Origin of the sequence: Janthinobacterium sp. MP5059B (genome assembly GCF_001758645.1) — a bacterium.
Taxonomy (GTDB): Bacteria; Pseudomonadota; Gammaproteobacteria; order Burkholderiales; family Burkholderiaceae_D; genus Janthinobacterium; species Janthinobacterium lividum.
In genome coordinates this window covers 137,839-154,124 of record NZ_LRHX01000023.1, presented here as the reverse complement: position 1 = coordinate 154,124, position 16,286 = coordinate 137,839, and the positions used below count along the sequence as shown (strand labels likewise).

13 protein-coding genes are annotated in these 16,286 nt (G+C 65.6%); 6 read left to right on the top strand and 7 right to left on the bottom strand.

Annotation, left to right across the window (positions count from 1 at the left end; translation table 11 throughout):
* Positions 1 to 19: 19 nt before the first annotated feature.
* The 6 genes from JAB1_RS28270 to JAB1_RS28245 all read right to left on the bottom strand — a co-directional run bounded on the left by JAB1_RS28270 (position 20) and on the right by JAB1_RS28245 (position 7,754).
* A complete protein-coding gene (locus tag JAB1_RS28270; protein WP_070278463.1) occupies positions 20 to 790 on the bottom strand; it encodes a sulfite exporter TauE/SafE family protein in 771 nt (256 codons plus the stop codon).
* Positions 791 to 799: 9 nt separating this feature from the next.
* A complete protein-coding gene (gene hemN / locus JAB1_RS28265) occupies positions 800 to 2,248 on the bottom strand; it encodes an oxygen-independent coproporphyrinogen III oxidase (RefSeq protein WP_070278461.1) in 1,449 nt (482 codons plus the stop codon).
* Positions 2,249 to 2,272: 24 nt separating this feature from the next.
* On the bottom strand, positions 2,273 to 3,940 hold the full coding sequence (locus tag JAB1_RS28260; RefSeq protein ID WP_070278459.1) for a PAS domain-containing methyl-accepting chemotaxis protein: 1,668 nt from the start codon (positions 3,938 to 3,940) through the stop codon (positions 2,273 to 2,275).
* 195 nt (positions 3,941 to 4,135) lie between these two features.
* On the bottom strand, positions 4,136 to 6,196 hold the full coding sequence (locus tag JAB1_RS28255) for an EAL domain-containing protein (protein ID WP_254672293.1): 2,061 nt from the start codon (positions 6,194 to 6,196) through the stop codon (positions 4,136 to 4,138).
* A gap of 93 nt (positions 6,197 to 6,289) precedes the next feature.
* Complete coding sequence (gene yiaA / locus JAB1_RS28250; protein ID WP_034782737.1) at positions 6,290 to 6,721, bottom strand: inner membrane protein YiaA; 432 nt, start codon at positions 6,719 to 6,721, stop codon at positions 6,290 to 6,292.
* Positions 6,722 to 6,806: 85 nt separating this feature from the next.
* On the bottom strand, positions 6,807 to 7,754 hold the full coding sequence (locus tag JAB1_RS28245; protein WP_034752497.1) for a DUF808 domain-containing protein: 948 nt from the start codon (positions 7,752 to 7,754) through the stop codon (positions 6,807 to 6,809).
* A gap of 181 nt (positions 7,755 to 7,935) precedes the next feature.
* On the opposite strand from JAB1_RS28245, the gene JAB1_RS28240 reads away from it, so the two are divergent.
* The 3 genes from JAB1_RS28240 (at position 7,936) to JAB1_RS28230 (ending at position 11,055) form a co-directional block, all read left to right on the top strand.
* Positions 7,936 to 8,577 (top strand): LysE family transporter, encoded by a 642-nt coding sequence (locus JAB1_RS28240; protein ID WP_070278457.1) that lies wholly within the window; start codon positions 7,936 to 7,938, stop codon positions 8,575 to 8,577.
* A gap of 111 nt (positions 8,578 to 8,688) precedes the next feature.
* Positions 8,689 to 10,431 carry a DUF6600 domain-containing protein gene (locus JAB1_RS28235; protein WP_070278455.1) on the top strand — a complete coding sequence of 581 codons (1,743 nt, stop codon included), beginning with the start codon at positions 8,689 to 8,691 and terminating at the stop codon, positions 10,429 to 10,431.
* A 327-nt stretch (positions 10,432 to 10,758) separates the two neighbouring features.
* Positions 10,759 to 11,055: a DUF493 family protein gene (locus JAB1_RS28230; protein ID WP_034782741.1), complete on the top strand. Its 297-nt coding sequence runs from the start codon at positions 10,759 to 10,761 to the stop codon at positions 11,053 to 11,055.
* Here JAB1_RS28230 and JAB1_RS28225 read toward each other — a convergent pair.
* Complete coding sequence (locus JAB1_RS28225) at positions 11,048 to 12,247, bottom strand: multidrug effflux MFS transporter (protein ID WP_070278453.1); 1,200 nt, start codon at positions 12,245 to 12,247, stop codon at positions 11,048 to 11,050. The two genes, JAB1_RS28230 and JAB1_RS28225, sit on opposite strands and share 8 nt — an antisense overlap.
* Positions 12,248 to 12,372: 125 nt before the next feature.
* Between JAB1_RS28225 and JAB1_RS28220 the strand changes: the two genes are divergently transcribed.
* Genes JAB1_RS28220 through mnmC form a run of 3 tightly spaced genes read left to right on the top strand, consistent with a single transcriptional unit; the run spans position 12,373 to position 16,078 of the window.
* The gene (locus JAB1_RS28220; RefSeq protein ID WP_070282965.1) at positions 12,373 to 13,845 is read left to right on the top strand and encodes a PLP-dependent aminotransferase family protein; all 1,473 of its coding nucleotides are present in this window, start codon (positions 12,373 to 12,375) and stop codon (positions 13,843 to 13,845) included.
* Between the two features lie 38 nt (positions 13,846 to 13,883).
* The gene (locus JAB1_RS28215) at positions 13,884 to 14,447 is read left to right on the top strand and encodes a DNA-3-methyladenine glycosylase I (RefSeq protein WP_070279018.1); all 564 of its coding nucleotides are present in this window, start codon (positions 13,884 to 13,886) and stop codon (positions 14,445 to 14,447) included.
* Positions 14,447 to 16,078 (top strand): FAD-dependent 5-carboxymethylaminomethyl-2-thiouridine(34) oxidoreductase MnmC, encoded by a 1,632-nt coding sequence (mnmC, locus tag JAB1_RS28210; RefSeq protein WP_070279000.1) that lies wholly within the window; start codon positions 14,447 to 14,449, stop codon positions 16,076 to 16,078. The genes JAB1_RS28215 and mnmC overlap by 1 nt, the downstream gene beginning before the upstream one ends.
* Positions 16,079 to 16,286 lie beyond the last annotated feature (208 nt).

The following is a 16,286-nucleotide window of genomic DNA, read 5'->3' as shown; positions in this document are numbered from 1 at the left end:
TTTGGTTTCATGCGTCTTTTCATGGATGGCCCGTGACGCACAGGGCGTCGAGCCAGCCCAGCGATACGCCATTCGCGGCGCGCAGCAGGCCCAGCACGCCAAAGCCCAGCACCAGCAAGCCGCTGGCGATGCGCACGGGACGGCGCTGCATCTGCGTGCGCAAGCGCGTGCCCAGCAAGCCCATGCCCAGCAGGGTGGGCAGGGTGCCCAGGCCGAAGGCGGCCATGGCGGCCGCGCCGTTCAGGGCAGAACCTTGCATCATGGCCGTCAGCAGCGCGCTGTAGACCATGCCGCACGGCACCCAGCCCCACAGGCCGCCCACGGCCAGCGCCTTGAACGGCGTATCCATCGGCATCAGCGGTTTCAGCAGCGGGCGCACGCGGCGCCAGACGACATTGCCTGCCGCTTCCAGATGGGCCAGGCCGCGCCAGGCATCCATCAGGTACAGCCCCAAAGCCACCAGCATCAGGTTGGCCAGCCAGTAGCCGGCCACCTGCAATGACGCCAGGTGCAGCATGCCGGCGCCCGCCAGGCTGCCGGCCATGGCGCCAGCCAGCATGTAGCTGCCTATGCGTCCGCCGTTGTACGCCAGCACGCGCAGCACGTTCGCTTGCACGCTGGTCTGCAATGCGGGGCGCGCCACGGCGATGGAAATGACGGGGCGCACGGGCGCCGCCGGTGCGCCCCCGCCCAGCGACAAGGCGCCGACGATGCCGCCGCACATGCCGATGCAGTGCACGCTGCCGGCCAGGCCGACCAGGAACATGGGCACGAGGCTGAGGGCATTCATCGCGCTGCGCTACACCGTTTTCGAGTAGCGCAGCGGCTGCACGGCGTCGGGCGCCGTGTTGGCGCGCGCCAGGGTCAGGTAGCGGTCGAAGACCATGCAGATATTGCGGATCAGCAAGCGTCCTTTCGGCGTCACCGTCAGCCAGTCTTCCTCGATGACGAGCAAGCCGTCGCGCGCCAGTTCGCGCAGCTTGTCCAGTTCGGCGGCGAAATAGCTGCGGAATTTGACGGGGTGCGCTTGCTCGATGCTGGCGATCGACAATTCGAAATTGCACATCAGCATCTGGATGATGATACGGCGCAACAAATCGTCCGTGTCGAGCTTGATGCCGCGCGCGATCGGCAGCACGCCTTCGTCGAGCTTTTCATAATACGCGTCGAGCGTTTTCTCATTCTGGCTGTACACGGCGCCGACGGAACTGATGGCCGACACGCCGCAGGCGATCAGGTCCGCTTCCGCGCGCGTGGAATAGCCCTGGAAGTTGCGGTGCAAACGGCCCTGGCGCTGCGCCACGGCCAGATCGTCCGTCGGCTTGGCGAAATGGTCCATGCCGATGTAGACATAGCCGGCGGCCGTCAGGCGCGCGATGCACAGGCCCAGCATGGCCAGCTTGGTGGCGCTGTCGGGCATGTCGGCGTCGAGGATGCGGCGCTGCGGCTTGAACAGGTGCGGCATGTGCGCGTAGTGGTACAGGGCGATGCGGTCGGGGCTGGCGGAAATGACCTTGCGCAAGGTTTCCGTCATGGTATCCAGGCTTTGCTTGGGCAGGCCGTAGATCAGGTCGATGCTGATCGAGCGGAAACCGGCATCGCGCGCCGCCTGCATGATGGCCACCGTTTCCGCTTCCGGCTGGATGCGGTTGACGGCCTTTTGCACGTCGGCGTCGAAATCCTGCACGCCCAGGCTGATGCGGTTGAAACCTTGCGCGCGCAGGGAAAACACGCGCTCGCGCGACACGGTGCGCGGATCGATCTCGATCGAATATTCCCCGTCTTCATCGGACGCGAACTCGAAATGCTGGCGCAAATGCGCCATCAGTTCGTCCATCTGCTTTTCGCTCAGGTAAGTGGGCGTGCCGCCGCCGAAATGCAGCTGCTCGATCTGGTTCATGCCGGCAAACAGCTTGCCCTGCATGGCGATTTCCTGTTTCAGATAGCTGAGATAGGTAGCGGCCTTGCTGCGGTCTTTCGTGATGATCTTGTTGCAGGCGCAGTAGTAGCACAGGGTGTCGCAGAACGGCACATGCACGTACAGCGACAGCGGACGGCGGCCGCCGCGCATGCGCAAGGCGGCCAGCGCTTCGAGGAAGTTGCCGTAGCCAAAGTCGGCATGGAAACGGTCGGCGGTCGGATAGGACGTGTAGCGCGGGCCGGACTGGCTCATCTTGCCGATGATGACCGGGTCGAATTCGACGACGGCGTCCAGGTCGGCGGAAGCACTGCTGAGTAGTGTAGGCATGGTGTGTATGAAGTCTTGAAAGGTTTAGGCGGCCAGGCGTTTCATGGCGGGTTTGCCGGCGTTCGCGGCGCCCGCAGCACCCGATTTGCCGCCAGGCATGGCGACGCGGCGCGGTGGCGGCATCTTGCCGAAATTGAACAGGCTCACGGCTTGCGACAGGCTGGCAGCTTCTTCCGCCAGGCGCGTGGCGGCCGCGGCGGCTTCTTCCACCAGGGCCGCATTCTGCTGCGTCACCTGGTCCATATGGGCGATGGCCTGGTTGACCTGGTCGACGCCGATGCTCTGTTCGCGCGAAGCGATGGAAATTTCCTGCATGATGGCCGTCACCTGCTTGACGGAGCTGACCACTTGTTCCATGGTGGCGCCGGCGCGGTTCACCTGCAGCATGCCGGCGCCCACCTTGCCGACGGAAATTTCAATGAGTTGCTTGATATCCTTGGCTGCCACGGACGAGCGCTGCGCCAGGTTGCGCACTTCACCCGCCACGACGGCGAAGCCCCTGCCCTGCTCGCCGGCGCGCGCCGCTTCCACGGCCGCGTTCAAGGCCAGGATGTTGGTCTGGAAGGCGATGCCTTCGATCAGGCCGATGATGTCGACGATTTTCTTCGACGAGGTGTTGATCTCGTCCATGGTGGTGATCACTTCGGAAACGATCTCGCCGCCCTGCACGGCCACTTTCGAGGCGGCCACGGCCAGTTCATTCGCCTGCACCGAGTTGTCCGCATTCTGTTTCACGGTCGACGAGAATTCCTCGATGCTCGAGGCCGTCTCTTCCAGGCTGGCGGCCTGCGATTCCGTGCGGCCCGAGAGGTCCATATTGCCGACGGCGATTTGCTTGGTGGCCACGGCCATGGTTTCCACGTTGATGCGCACGTCGCGGATGGTGGCGATCAGGTTGCTGTTCATCTGTTGCAGCGCGCGCAGCAGTTGCCCCACTTCATCCGTGCTTTCCGTTTCAAAACTGCCCGACAGGTCGCCGGCGGCAATGGCCCGCGCGCCGTTCAGGGCCTTGCCCAGCGGCTTGAGCACGGACATGCGCAAGGTGTACCAGAGGAAGACGTTGATCAGGAAGCCGAACAGGGTGGCGCCGAAGATGGCGTAATTGGTGATCTTTCCGCCGCTGGCGAACAGGCTGATGACGCACACCAGCAGCTGCAGACAGTTGACGATGGAGGTGGCGGCCCAGATGCGTAGGTTGAGCGACATGTGCGTCAGGTTGTGCAGCAGGTGCGCCAGGCCCGGGCGCACGATCTGTCCGTTCTTGATGACGATGTTGCCGCCTTCCTTGTTGCGGATGGCCGCATAGGCTTCTTCGGCCGTCTTGACCTGGTCCTTGTCCGCTTTCACGCGCACGGACATGTAGCCGATGGTCTTGCCCGCTTCGCGGATGGGCGTGACGTTGGCGCGCACCCAGTAAAAGTCGCCGTTCTTGCAGCGGTTCTTGACCAGGCCCGTCCACGGCGTGCCGGCCTGGATCGAGGCCCACAGGTCGGCAAACGCTTCTGCCGGCATGTCCGGGTGGCGCACGATGTTCTGGGGCGAACCGAGCAGCTCTGCCTCGCTGAAGCCGCTGACCTGGCTGAAGTAGGGGTTCACATATACGATATTGCCGTTCATATCCGTTTTCGACACGATGGCCTGATCGTCCAGGACGAGGACTTCACGGTTAGTCACTGGCAAATTTTGTCGCATGGTCGCGGCTTCCTGATCAGTTAAACAAGCAATTGGTGAGTAAGACTTGCACGATTGCAAGAATGGAGATCAGTGTAAGGAGTCGCCTGCGCAAATTTATTGATGTAGATCAAAATCCTCCAGATTGGTCGTGCTTGCACGCATTTAGCGATAGCAATGCGGCATTGTTTTAAAGGCACTGGTTGTCGGCAGCGGCTAATCGACACCCGCCGTCAGGGGGCGCAGGCTGCCCACGGCGTAGCCTTGCGCGTAGTCGATGCCCAGTTCGCGGATGACGGCCAGGGTGGCATCGTCTTCCACGTATTCGGCCACCGTTTCCAAGCCCATCACGTGGCCCACCTCATTGATGGCCTTGACCATGGCGCGGTTGATGGCATTGGTGGCGATGTCGCGCACGAAGACGCCGTCGATCTTCAAATAGTCGACGGGCAGGGCCTTCAGGTAGCCGAACGAGGAAAAACCGCTGCCGAAGTCGTCAAGCGAAAAGCGGCAGCCCAGGGCCTTGAGCTGGCGCATGAACACCTGCGCCTTGGGCAGGTTGGCGATGACGGCCGTTTCCGTGATTTCAAAGCATATTTGCTCGGGAGCAATCGCGAATTCTACGAACTGCTCGGTGATGTAGTCGTGCAAGCCGGCATCGGCCAGCGACATGCCCGACAGGTTGACGGAATACAGGGCCGGTGCGCGGCGCCGGCTTTCCGCCAGCGCGTCCAAAGGCGGCAGGCTGTCGCGCACGCTCTGGATATGGTGGCAGACGGCACGGATGACCCAGCGGTCGATGGACAGCATCATGTCGTAGCGTTCGGCGGCCGGAATGAAGGCGCCCGGCAAGATCAGGTCGCCCTGGCTGTTGTGGATGCGGATCAGCACTTCGTCGTGGTGTTCCGGGCTGTCGTGCAGGTGCACGATGGGCATGGCGTACAGGCGGAAATAATCGTGTGCGAACGCTTCGTTCAGGCGCGAGATCCACAGCATTTCGCCATGCCGCTGCGCCAGCATGACGTCGGACTCCTGGTAGACATGGATGCGGTTGCGGCCCTGCTCCTTGGCCAGGTAGCAAGCCTGGTCGGCGGCGCTCAGCAGCTCGCTCATGGACTTGCTGTCCTCGTTGATTTCCACGATGCCGATGCTCACGCCCAGCTCGAAGCTGCGGTTATCCCAGGCGAAACGGAAATCGCGGATGGACTGGCGCAGCTGTTCGCCGATCTGGCGCGCATGCTCGAGCGGACAGTGCGGCAGCAGCACGCCCAGTTCATCGCCGCCGAGGCGCGCCAGGATGTCGCTGTCGCGCATGCGCGCCTGCAGCATCTTGGCCAGCAGCTGCAGCAGCACGTCGCCGGCGCCATGGCCGCTGGTGTCGTTGATGACCTTGAACTGGTCCAGGTCCAGGTACAGCAGCGCATGCATGTGGCCATCCTGCTTGGCCGTGTGCAGGGCGCCGGCCACCAGGTGTTCGAATTCGCGCCGGTTGATCAGCCCCGTCAGGGCGTCGTGCGTGGCTTGCCACGATAGTTGCTGGCTCAGCTTGCGCTCGTGGCTGACGTCGCGAAACACGACGACGGCGCCGAGGATATCGCCGTCGCGCGACCAGATGGGCGCGGCCGATTCTTCGATGGCGATACGCCGCCCTTCGCGCGTGATCAGTTGCGAGCGGGGCGAAATGCCGATGGCCTGGCGCTGTTGCAGGCAGCGCATGGCCACGTGTTCGCGCGCTTCGCCCGTGCGTTCATCGGCCAGCGGCATGGTCTGGCCGATGTCCCTGCCCTGCGCCAGCGCGTTGCTCCAGCCCGTCAATTGCTCGGCCACCCGGTTCAGGTAGCGCGTCTTGCCGTGCGGATCGGTGGTGATGACGCCGTCGCCGATGGAACTGAGCGTCACTTCGGCCAGTTCCTTGCGCTCGGCGATCATGAGCTCGCGCGCCATGTGTTCGGTGATATCCCAGATGATGCCCAGGGTGCGTTCGGGTTTCCCGCCGGCATCCATGAAGATGTGCGCCTTGGCCGCCAGCCAGTGTTCGCTGCCGTCGGGCCAGACGACGCGGTATTGCAGGGCGTAGCCGCCGCGCCGGCGCACGCCGTCCTGCAGCACTTTGATCACCTTGTCGCGGTCGCCGGTGTGCACGCAGTCGAGAAAGCTGCGAAATGGCTGCGTCAGCGCGCGCTCTTCCAGGCCCAGCAAGGTGGCGCCCTTGGCCGACCAGCTGACCGTGCCGTCGATGACCTGGCCAGCGACGATGCGCGAATCCCAGATCGCCATGTGCGCTGCCTCTAGTGCCATCTGTAAACGTTTCTGCTGGTCGCCCATCATCCTCTCCCGACATGGATACAGGAATAGACGCGCTGCTTCTATTTAAGTTCCCGGTGCCTCGGCGGGCGAGGCGGCCGAGGCACGCGCCACGTCGCGCACATTCTTTTGCACGGCGACGGCGGCAAACAGGCTGAGCAGGAATGCCATGGCATAGAAACCCTTTTCGCTGTTCTGCAGGGTGGCGTTCCACAAGCCGACCGTGAGCAGCAGCAAGGCCAGCAGCACGGAAATCCAGCACAGGCCGAAATAGATGCCCGTCACGGCGATGCCTTCGGCGCGGTCGCGCACGGATTTTTGCAGCGAGATGGCGGCGAACAGGCCATACATGAGGATGGTGAAGTAATAGCCCTTTTCGTTGAGCGCCATGCTGGCGTTCCACAGGCCGGACAGGTAGGTGATGGCGCCGATCAGCAATGCCGCCCAGGAAGCGCCGATAAAGGCGCTGCTGGGACGTTGGATGGGGGAAGTCTGCATAGGGTCTCCATGGGCAGGCAAGCGCCGCCGGCATGGCCGGGGCGGCAGGCACGGATGCGCCTGCCGTCCCATCAGACCAGAAAGTTTATTTGCTTGGCTTGACCATGCGCAATAAAGCCGACACGGCCGTAACGCCGGCCAGCACCAGGCCACCGGCGATGAGGCCGGCCACCGCGTTGATCAGGCTGGGCGTGACGGCGGCCAGCACGGGGCCGATGCCGGCCACGCCGCCGACGGCTGCTTCCGCATGGTGCAGCATGCCGCTGGCCCACGGCCAGCCGTGCGTCAGGATGCCGCCGCCGACCATGAACATGGCCAGGGTGCCCACGACGGAGAGAAATTTCATCAGTTTCGGCGCCGCCGACACGAGCATGCGGCCAAAGCCGCGCACGCCATCCATCAGCGCGCCCGCGCCCTTGCGCGCCGCCAGGTAAAAGCCCGCGTCATCGAGCTTGACGATGCCCGCCACCAGGCCGTACACGCCCACCGTCATGATGAGGGCGATGCCGACGACGACGGCCACCTGCTCGGCGAAGGTGGCCGCGGCCACCGTGCCCAGGGCGATGACGATGATTTCCGCCGACAAAATGAAATCGGTGCGGATGGCGCCCTTGATCTTGTCCTTTTCCAGCGCGACGAGGTCGACCTGCGGGTCGCGCAGCGCCTGTGCCAGCTCGGCCTTGTGGCTGTCGTCCGGGTGCAGATACTTGTGCGCGATCTTTTCGAAGCCTTCGAAGCACAGGTAGGCGCCGCCCACCATCAGCAGCGGCGTGATGGCCCACGGCGCGAACGCGCTGATGGCCAGCGCGGCGGGCACGAGGATGGCCTTGTTCTTCAGCGAGCCGACGGCGACGGCCCACACGACGGGCAGTTCGCGCTCGGCGCGCACGCCGGCCACCTGCTGCGCGTTCAGTGCCAGGTCGTCACCGAGCACGCCAGCCGTCTTCTTGGCGGCTACCTTGGTCATCAGGGAAACATCGTCGAGGATGCTGGCGATGTCGTCGAGCAGGGCCAGCAGGCTGGAGCCGGCCATCTCAGCGTGCTCCCACGGTGGTGGCAGGGCATGGCGGAGCGAGGAAAGTGTTGTTTTTCATGATGTTATTCTTGGTTGTACGGCAAGGAGGTGTGTGAGTGCGATCTTACCTCAGGGCGGGCCGGCAAGGCCGCACTGAGCGGGTTAAAATTGTTCATCGTCACCATTTTTTGGAAACCGCATGCACTTCGCCACCTGGATAACCTTTGTCATCGCCGCCTCCATCATCGCCGTCTCGCCCGGCTCGGGCGCCGTGCTGTCGATGTCGCACGGCCTGTCGTACGGGGTGAAAAAGGCCAGCGCCACCATTCTCGGCTTGCAGCTGGGGCTGCTGGTGGTGCTGGGCATCGCCGGCGCCGGCGTCGGTTCCTTGCTGCTGGCCTCCGAAGTGGCCTTCAATATCGTCAAGACGGTGGGCGCCTTGTACCTGATCTACCTGGGCCTGTCGCAGTGGCGCGCCAAGGTGGCGGTGGCGGGCGACCTGCATGCCGACGCCGTGGTGCCCTCCATGGGCCGGCGCGTGCTGACGGGTTTTTTGACCAATGTGACGAATCCGAAAGGCATCATTTTCATGGTGGCGGTATTGCCGCAATTCATCAGCCCTGCTGCACCCCTGCTGCCGCAACTGCTGATCCTGGCCGTCACCATGTGCACGATCGATCAGGTCGTGATGCACAGCTATGCCTTCCTGGCTTCGTCGATGCAACGCTTTTTCCGCGATGCCAGGGCCGTGAAAAAGCAGAACCGCTTCTTTGGCGGCTTGCTGATGGCTGTCGGCACGGCCTTGTTCTTCGTCAAGCGCGGTGGCCAGGCGGCATCCTGAGCCAGATCAAGTTGCAAACATTTGTAAGCCCGCTTGCGATGCCCGCCCGATAGGACTGTAATCGGGGTGTTGTCTACCTTTCATCTCTGTCCGTCCTGCCTGGAGCGCGCCATGCGTCCGATCCTGTCTTCCCCCTTCTTGAACACCGTGTGCGCCGTGCTGCTGTCGTCGGCGTGCTCCCTGGCCCTGGCGCAGGACCCGCCCGCCCGCGTGGGGCGCATTTCCACCGTCGAAGGGCAGGTGCTGGTGCGCGCCGGCGATGGCGAGGCGCAAAACGCCCTGCTGAACTGGCCCGTCACCACGGATAACCGTTTGACCACCCAGCGCGGTGCGCTGGCGGAGTTGCGCGTGGGCGCGGCCGCCGTGCGTCTCGATGGCGATTCCGAGCTGGAAGTGAGCGAGCTCGATGACGACAGTTTCAAATTGCATCTCAGCTATGGCACGGTCAGCGTGCGCGTGCGCAATCCCGACGCGTTGCGCGGCTTCGAGCTGACCACGGCCCAGGCCCGCGTGATCCTGACCCAGCCGGGCTGGGTGCGCATCGAGGCGGGGCGCCAGCCCGGCACCAGCATCGTCAGCGTGCTCGACGGTGCGGCCGACGTGGATGGGGCGACGGGCAGCGTGACCTTGCGCGCCGGCAAGCGCGCCGAGCTGACGGACGAGGAATTGCGCACGGGCGCCTTGCAGAGGATCGCCTTCGACAACTGGCCCGAAGCCTTGCCCGCCGCCGCGCCGGCCTTGCGCTATGTCACGGACGATACCACCGGCTATGAAGAGCTGGACCGCTACGGTGCCTGGCAGGACGACGCGGAATACGGCCCCTTGTGGCTGCCGAGCACGGTGCCGGCCGGCTGGGCGCCGTACAGCGACGGGCGCTGGACGTGGATCGCGCCGTGGGGCTGGACCTGGGTGGACAATGCGCCGTGGGGCTATGCGCCCTCGCACTACGGCCGCTGGGTGCTGCTGGGCCACCGCTGGGGCTGGGCACCGGGGCGCGAGCGCGGCCGCGTGCCCTGGGCGCCGGCCCTGGTGGGCTGGGTCGGCGGCAGGCCTGATCGCGGTTCGCAGCATGGCCAGCGCCCTGGCGTCGGCTGGTTTCCCCTGTCGCCGCACGAGCGCTACGTGCCCGGCTACCGCGCCAGCGCCGAGTATGAACGCCGCATCAACCGCGTCGCCGAGGGGCGCCGCCCTGTGGCTGGCGAACGCGAACGCCGTGCAGGCATGACGATGCTGCCGGGCGAGCGTTTTGGCGGCTCGCGCACGGTCGACGTGCCGCGCCGCAACCGCACCACCATGCCGCCGCCCGTCATGCAAAGCTTACCGTTGAGCACGGCGCCTGCGCCAGCGGGCAACTGGCAGCGTCCTTCCGATGCGCCGCGCGGCGACAGGGAGTTCCGGCGCGACTGGGTCAACCGCCCTGGCCGCTTGCAGACGGACGATGGCCAGACGCACATGGCGCCCCGTCCCATGCAGCCGAACCGCCCGCCCGTGCCGGCACAGCCGCAACAGCCGCCGGTGCCGCCCCAGCCCGTGATGCCGGCGATGCCGGCCTTGCCACCCGTGCAAGACCAGGTGGCGCACCCCGGCTGGCGTGGCGAGCAGCGGCCCCGTGCCGAACGGCCACTGCCGCGCCCCGTCATGGAACGCCAATTTGATGCGCCGCGCCCGGACCGCGCAGAACGTGGCCCCCGCCGCGAAGTGCTGCAAACGGCGCCGCCGCCAGCCATGCCTGCGCCTGCCGCGCGTGCGCCACAGGAGGCGCGCAGTGCCGAGCGCCCGATGCCGCCGCGTGAGCGCAACCATGAGCGCGGCGGTCCCGGCCGTAATGGCCGGATGCAGGAAGTGGAGCGCTGACGGCCGCGCCGTCTGTCGCGCCGTATCGACGTTCAAGCCGCAAAATGCGCAGTTCGTCACATACCGGAGGTAAAGCTGCCGTGGTTTGTCTACAGTACGACCACTGCTTATCCTCCAAGTGACAGCACCGATTTTTTTCCGGCTATTATTTTGTCCAAACGAAATAGTTTTTCGCCAGCTTACCCAGCTGGCTTTTTTTTTGCCATGCCGTGTGTGTCATCGCAACGGGCGCAGCCGCCCTCAAAGTTGGCTACAATACGTTTTTATGCAGCCGCCGCGCGCTATGCGCTGCGCCGTCTGTTCTGACCGGCACTGATTGGATTTCCCATGCAAACCACCCCACCCACCGAAGTGACGATTCCTCCCAGCGAATCGCTGATCGAATACCCGAGCGACTTTCCCATCAAGATCATGGGCCCGACGCATGTCGACTTCGCGCCGACCATGCTGGAACTGGTCATCAGCCACGATCCGACCTTTCACGCGGGCCGCATGGAAGAGCGCCCATCGGGCAAGGGCAATTACACGGGCCTGACCGTCACCGTGCGCGCCGTCAGCCGCGAGCAGCTCGACGCCCTGTACATGGCGCTGTCGGGCCACCCGATGGTCAAGATCGTCATGTAAGACATGCTGTTGCCCTGGCGGGCTGGCGTTTCGTCAGCCGCCACACGAGGGCAAAGGCCGCGCTGGCCGCCGCCGTTACCCACAGCAGCGGCTTTTCGCTGCCGTCCGTGATGGCGGCGATGACGGCGCCGCAGGCGGCCGTGATGAGCATCTGCACGAAGAAGAACAGGCCCGAGGCGCTGCCCGCCTGATCGCCATACGGCTGCAGCACGGCCAGCTGGCAGGCCGGGATGGCCATGCCCACCGACACCATCACCAGCAGCATGGGCGCCACCAGCGACGCCACGTGCTGCGGCGCCAAAGTCCCCGCCAGCAACAGGCTGGCCGCGCCCGCCACATTGATCAGCACCGCCACACCCAGCATGTAATCGGCGCCCAGGCGCGGTCCTAGCGCGCGGAACAGGCTCGATCCCGCCACATAGCCGCTGACCGTCAGCGCGAACACCAGCGCATACGCGCGCGGCGACAGATGCATGCCCCTTTGCAACAGCACGGACGATTCCGCGATGAACGGGAAATACGTGCAATACACGCAGCCGATGGCCAGCGCATAGCGCAGGAAATACGCGTCGCCCAGCAGGCGGCGGTACAGTGCCAGGGTATTTACTTGGGGGACGACGCTGGCCGGCCTGGTTTCCGGCATATACGCGGCGATCAGTCCCAGCGACAGCGCTCCCAGCAGGCACAGCACGCCAAACACGGCGCGCCAGCCGAACGCCGCATCGAGCAGGCTGCCGGCCAGCGGCGCCAGGATCGGCGACAAGCCCATCACCATCGATATTCTCCCCAGCATGCGCGCCTGCGTGGCGGGATCAAAACGGTCGCGCACCATCACCCGGCCGATGATGGTGCCGCTGCAGCCGCCGAACGCCTGCAGCACGCGCGCGGCGATCAGCACGTGGACGTCGGTGGTCACGGTGCAGACGATGCTGGCGAGCACATAAATGAAAGTGCCGGCCAGCAGCACGGGGCGGCGCCCGTAACGGTCGGCCAGCGGCCCGCAAGCGAGCATCGAGACGGCCGAGCCGGCCATGAACAGGCTCAGGGTCAGTTGCAACTGTGCATCGCTGGCGTGCAGGGCATCGGCCATGGCCGGCAGCGAAGGCAGATAGATGTCGATGCTGATGCGCGACAGGCAGACCAGCAGCAGCACGATGCCGCCCCAGGCCCATAAAGCGATTTGTTTCTGCATTGTTTTACACGATCCATGCAAGCGTGCGCCCCGCTGGCGCACCGGAACGGTGAGAGTAGAATGTTTGTGGTGTAATGCGAAGTGCCAGTCATCAGAAAACTCATTGGACCACTTGGACGATTATCATGCCGCGAGGAAAATCACCGCACGCCCTGGACTTGCCTCGTCCCACCAGCTGGCTCGACAAGGCGGGCGTCAACAAGCAGGATGGCGCGTATGAAGCGCTGCGCTCGGCCATCCTGACGAAGATGCTGCCGGCGGGCAGCCGTTTGCCGTCCAGCCGCACCCTGGCGGAACGGTGGGAGTTGTCGCGCGGCACCATCGAAACCGTGTTCGACCGCCTGCACGCGGAAGCGTACGTGACGCGCGTGCCCGGTTCCGGCACGCGCGTGTGCGCCGTCGTGCCGGAACGCTTCTTGATGGCAGGATTTGCGGATGCCACCCCAGCCGGGACATTCTCCGCGCCGATACCTGTGTCCGATACGGGTGTGCGCGACGGCTTGCCCTTCGTGGCGCGGCGCGCCGACGCCAGCCTGTTTCCCATGGCCGCCTGGTCCAAGTGCGCCACGCGGGCCCTGGCCGCCGCCACGCCGGAACAGCTGTGCAGCGCCGATCCGGCCGGCCTGCCCCAGCTGCGCCAGCAGATCGCCGATTTTCTCGCCAAGTACCGCGGCATCCGCTGCGACCCGCAGGACATCGTTGTCACGACCGGCATCCGCCACGCGATCGACTTGCTGGCGCGCAGCATCGTGCGCGATGGCGACAAGGTTTGCCTGGAAGAGCCCGGCTACCCGGCCGCGCGCGCCCTGTTCGCCCTGGCTGGCGCCGTGCCGGTGGACATTGCCGTCGACGCCGAAGGCATCGATTGCGCCGCCCTGGCCGCGCATGCGGACGCCAGCCTCGCGTATGTGACGCCATCGCACCAGATGCCGCTGGGCGTGAGCATGAGCTTGCCCCGCCGCCTGGCCCTGCTGGCCTGGGCCGCGCACAATAAAGCCTGGCTGGTGGAAGACGATTACGACAGCGAATACCGCTACACGGGCGCGCCGCTGGCCTCGCTGCAAAGCCTGGACCGTGCCGGCTGCGTGGTGTACGTGGGTACTTTGTCGAAGGTGCTGTTCCCGGGGCTGCGCCTGGGCTATATGGTGGCGCCGCCCGCGCTGGCCGACGCGCTGGTGCAAGCCAAGGCCGTGATGGACCGGCACACGGCCATCGTGCCGCAGATGGCGCTGGCCGACTTCATCGCCGAAGGACACTTTGGCCGGCATATCCGCCGCACGCGCGACAGCAATGCCGAACGGCGCGACCTGCTGGTGCGCGGTATCGCGCGCGAACTGGGCGACCAGCTCGCGTGCGGCCCGGCCGACAGCGGCCTGGAACTGTGCGCGTATTTTCGCGCCGGCCACGATGAGGAAACCGTCGCGCGCGCAGGGCTGGAGCATGGCATCGAATTGCGTCCGCTGGGCCACTATGCGGATCCGGCGGCAGGCCCGGAGTGTGCCACGCCACGCGGGCTGCTGCTGGGCTTTGCGGCGATTCCCCCGGCCGAGATGGCGCACGGCTTGCAGGAACTGGGCCGCATCCTGCGCGGCCGATAAACTATACTGGGACTTGCCTGCACATGAAGAACACGACCATGAATATTACCCGCTGCTCCTGGGCCAACCCGGCCAGTCCCCGTTATCTCGACTACCACGATACAGAGTGGGGCGTGCCCTGCCACGACGAGCGCCGGCTGTTCGAGATGCTGAACCTGGAAGGCGCGCAGGCGGGCCTGAGCTGGGAAACCATCCTCAACAAGCGTGACACCTACCGCGCCGCCTTCGACGGCTGGGATGCTGAAAAAATCGCCGCGTATGGCCCGGACAAGGTGGCGCAGCTGCTGCTCGATCCCGGCATCGTGCGCAACCGCCTGAAGGTGGCGGCCGCCATCACGAATGCGCAAGCCTACCTGCGCCTGCGCGCGGAAGGGCAGACCCTGGACAGCTTCCTGTGGGCGTATGTCGATGGCCAGCCTATCGTCAACAGCTGGCAGCCGGGCGAGTTTCCCGCCAAGACGACCTTGTCCGACAAACTCTCGAAAGACTTGCTCAAGCGGGGTTTCAAGTTCGTCGGCTCGACCATCATCTACGCCTACATGCAGGGCATCGGCATGGTCAATGACCATGCGCCCACCTGCTTTTGCCGGGCGGGGCGTTGATGCGCCGCGCTCTCGTCCTGCTCGACACGGATTTTGACGGCGCCCGCTTGCGCGCCGCCTGTGCGGCGCATGGCGGCCGCCGCCTCCATTACATCGCGCTGGCGCCGCGTCCCGTCGATGCGCGCCACTTGCCCGAGCAGTGGCGTGCACAGTGGCCGCCCTGCGTGCCGGGCCTGCACCGCATGGTGTCGCACGATGGCCTTGTCACGCTCGATGTGCTGATCGGCGAGCCCGATGCCTGCCTGGCGCAATTGTCGGCGCGCGTCGACGAAGTACACCTGGCCTGGGTGCCCGCAGCCACGCCGGTGCTGGCGCGCCTGATGATGGACGGCGCCCGCCTGCAGGCCGTGCACCTGGACGAGGCGCAGCGCGCCGCCCTGCAAAAGAATGGGTTTGTCTTCGACGAGAGCCGCCTGCGCGCCGTGTTTTATGCGCGGCGCGAAGAGTACGCGGCCGTCACCGTGCCCGAGCGGCGCGCCATCGTCATCGGCGCGGGCGTGGCCGGCGCGGCCGCCTGCGAACGGCTGGCCGCGCGCGGCTGGAAGGTGACCTTGATCGAACGCCACGCGCAGCCGGCCAGCGAGGCGTCGGGCAACCTGGCCGGCATCTTCATGCCGCTGATGTCGAAGGACGACAATATCGCCACGCGCCTGGTGCGCACCGCCTACCTGTACTCGCTGAGCCGCTGGAAAGACCTGGGCGGCATCGGCGCCGCCATCGTGGGTGTGCAAAGCGGGGTGCTGCACCTGGCGCGCGACGGCGCGCATGCGCAGGTGCAGCGGCAGATCGCCGCCAGTGGCCTGTATCCGCGTGAATTCGCCCGCTGGCTGGAAGCGCCCGAGGCGAGCGCCATGCTGGGCGCACCGGCGCCCGATGGCGCCTGGTGGTTCGAACAGGGCGGCTGGGCGCGCCCGTCTTCCGTCTGCGCGGCCATGCTGGACGCCTGCGGCGCCTTGCTCACGCGGCGCTTTTCCAGCAGCGCCTTGCGCCTGGAGCGTGGCGATGAGGAATGGCTGGTGCGCGATGCGCAAGGCACCTTGATCGCGGCCGCGCCCACCGTCATCCTGGCGGCCGGCACGGGGGCAGTCGATTTCGAGCAGGCGGCGGGCCTGCCGCTGGACGCCGTGCGCGGCCAGGTCACGCACCTGGCCGAAGGCAGCTTGCCCTCGTTGCCGTTCGTCGTCTGCCGCGAAGCCTACATGACGCCGGCGCACCAGGGTGTCGTCTGCGTGGGCGCCAGCTACGATGCCGATGCGGACACCGACTTGCGCCCATCGAGCCAGGAAGACAATATCGGGAAGATCGCCGACATCCTGGGCGTCGCCCCGTTCGATGCGCCGCTGGCGGGCCGCACGGGCTTTCGCTGCATGGCGCCGGACCGCCTGCCGCTGGCGGGCGCCTTGCCCGACCCCGGCATCCCAGGCCGCTGCGAGCGCCTGCGCGACGTACCGCGCTGGCCTGGCCTGTTTGGTTTGCTCGGTTACGCCTCGCGCGGCCTGATCTGGGCGCCGCTGGCGGCCGAGCTGCTGGCATGCCAGCTGGAGGGCGAGCCGCTGCCGCTGGAACGTCAGTTGGCAGAGGCGCTCGATCCTGCCCGTTTTTTACTTCGCGAACGCCGCCGCGCTGCTTGAGCGTAGGCGCAGAGCAGGCGAGGGCTGGGGTCAGACCCCCAACACCGCTGACGCCAAGCCTGGCGCCAACGCGTGTGAGGGTCTGACCCCATACACCGACCCCATATACGTTTTTCAGCTTTCCAAACTCTTTTTAATTTGTTTTCCGAACAACATAAGTTCGCTACAGTGGACTCGTGCTGGTTTTTGACGATGGAATAAAGAGGTG

Coding starts and splice junctions, on each gene's coding strand:
- JAB1_RS28270 (WP_070278463.1), bottom strand. CDS start 790: ATGAATGCCCTCAGCCTCGTGCCCATGTTCCTGGTCGGCCTGGCCGGC.
- hemN (WP_070278461.1), bottom strand. CDS start 2,248: ATGCCTACACTACTCAGCAGTGCTTCCGCCGACCTGGACGCCGTCGTC.
- JAB1_RS28260 (WP_070278459.1), bottom strand. CDS start 3,940: ATGCGACAAAATTTGCCAGTGACTAACCGTGAAGTCCTCGTCCTGGAC.
- JAB1_RS28255 (WP_254672293.1), bottom strand. CDS start 6,196: ATGGCGATCTGGGATTCGCGCATCGTCGCTGGCCAGGTCATCGACGGC.
- yiaA (WP_034782737.1), bottom strand. CDS start 6,721: ATGCAGACTTCCCCCATCCAACGTCCCAGCAGCGCCTTTATCGGCGCT.
- JAB1_RS28245 (WP_034752497.1), bottom strand. CDS start 7,754: ATGGCCGGCTCCAGCCTGCTGGCCCTGCTCGACGACATCGCCAGCATC.
- JAB1_RS28240 (WP_070278457.1), top strand. CDS start 7,936: ATGCACTTCGCCACCTGGATAACCTTTGTCATCGCCGCCTCCATCATC.
- JAB1_RS28235 (WP_070278455.1), top strand. CDS start 8,689: ATGCGTCCGATCCTGTCTTCCCCCTTCTTGAACACCGTGTGCGCCGTG.
- JAB1_RS28230 (WP_034782741.1), top strand. CDS start 10,759: ATGCAAACCACCCCACCCACCGAAGTGACGATTCCTCCCAGCGAATCG.
- JAB1_RS28225 (WP_070278453.1), bottom strand. CDS start 12,247: ATGCAGAAACAAATCGCTTTATGGGCCTGGGGCGGCATCGTGCTGCTG.
- JAB1_RS28220 (WP_070282965.1), top strand. CDS start 12,373: ATGCCGCGAGGAAAATCACCGCACGCCCTGGACTTGCCTCGTCCCACC.
- JAB1_RS28215 (WP_070279018.1), top strand. CDS start 13,884: ATGAATATTACCCGCTGCTCCTGGGCCAACCCGGCCAGTCCCCGTTAT.
- mnmC (WP_070279000.1), top strand. CDS start 14,447: ATGCGCCGCGCTCTCGTCCTGCTCGACACGGATTTTGACGGCGCCCGC.